Origin of the sequence: Methylobacterium sp. GC_Met_2 (assembly GCF_026540795.1) — a bacterium.
GTDB lineage: Bacteria > Pseudomonadota > Alphaproteobacteria > Rhizobiales > Beijerinckiaceae > Methylobacterium.
In genome coordinates, this window is sequence record NZ_JALNUM010000251.1 from 1 (window position 1) to 1334 (window position 1334).

Annotated in this window: 1 protein-coding gene; it reads right to left on the reverse strand. The window is 62.6% G+C overall.

Going from position 1 to position 1334, the window contains the following annotated elements:
- Window positions 1-1043: 1043 nt before the first annotated feature.
- On the reverse strand, window positions 1044-1334 hold a 291-nt coding region (locus OXS49_RS33285; RefSeq protein ID WP_267428760.1), incomplete at its 5' end, for a hypothetical protein.

Sequence of the window (1334 nt, forward strand, 5' to 3'; positions counted from 1 at the left end):
GATCAGCATGAGTCAGCATGGTCTCAGCTCCTTTGGCGAGCCCAATGGCGAACATTAATGATTGGTTATTGCGATGCTCATAATCTGTTAACGCTGGTACCGCAACCGGATTCTTTGGACATTTTTACAGATCAGAGAAGATTTCGGTCATGCAATTGATGTCGGTTAGGCTTCTCGCCGACGTAACGGCGCACCGATGCGGAAGTCCGCCCGGTATTCTCTACTGACCCGTTTCGTTTACCCGACTTGCAATCAGCGTGAACTCACCCACACGCTCTCAGCATTGCGCCGCAACGCGTGGGGTTGGGAACACACCACCAAGCGGCGAGCTCTATCAGCCCGATATGTGGGGCGCGGTCGTTTTCGCACAGCACCATAGGCACAAACGGTTGAGTGGCCGAAACCGTTGCAACCGCATTCAGAGGCAATCCGCAGGCCGCACACCAACGGGGCGACGTGCCGCGTCGGGCTGCTAACCAGCACGCTCTGCAAAGCCGATCGGCCGGTCGTTCAGTTCCGTCACGCCGGCGATGAGAGCGCCTCCGGCCGTCAGATCGTTCGGGATCAAAAGTTCGGGATCGAGGCCCAAGCCGACACGCGGCTGGACATACCGCATTGCGAGCCCGACTGTGTCCCCTGCAGGTTTGCGCGTCGCCCGCCTCTCCGGCCGGCGACCGCGTCGGCGTTTCGGCACTGGACACGACCGCCTTTGAAAGCCGCCCTGCGCAGTCGCCTGCGAACGCGTTCATCTGCGCTGTCGAGCGACGGTCGCCGGCCGGCCTCGTGCGGGGATCACACCGGTCTGGCCCAACCCGGATGACGTTTGGTTAACGCGGTCGCAGGTAAGGTGGCGGGCGGGGATCGTTCCAGATCCGCGCGGACCGTCAGCGTCTCATGGCTGAACCACGCGACGCGAAGGAGACGCTCCGGAGATGTCCTGGGACGCAACGGTGTCCGCCGCCTACGTCACCGGGTTCCTGGCGTTCTGTCGCCTCTGATTCTCCGCGCCGGTGATGCCGGACGACGCATTCGAGAATCATCCTCTATCCGATGAGCCGGCCGACCAACCCGACGAGGACCCAACCTAGAAAGCCTACCCAGGCGACCACCACGAGCAGCACGGTCGTCAGGATCGCAGGGGTGCCGAAGCGGGCGAACGCGCGGTGACCCAAACTGCGCCTCGGTGCGGCGCCCCGTGCGCCCAGCTCGTCGTTTTGAGACGGATCCATAGCCTCAACCCCCAGTTGCGGGTCGAGACGCAATCGCCTGTCCTGACCGCAGAGGGAAGGCGCACAGCCTCCAGATAAGGTAAATGCGACCATCAGGCCGCACCC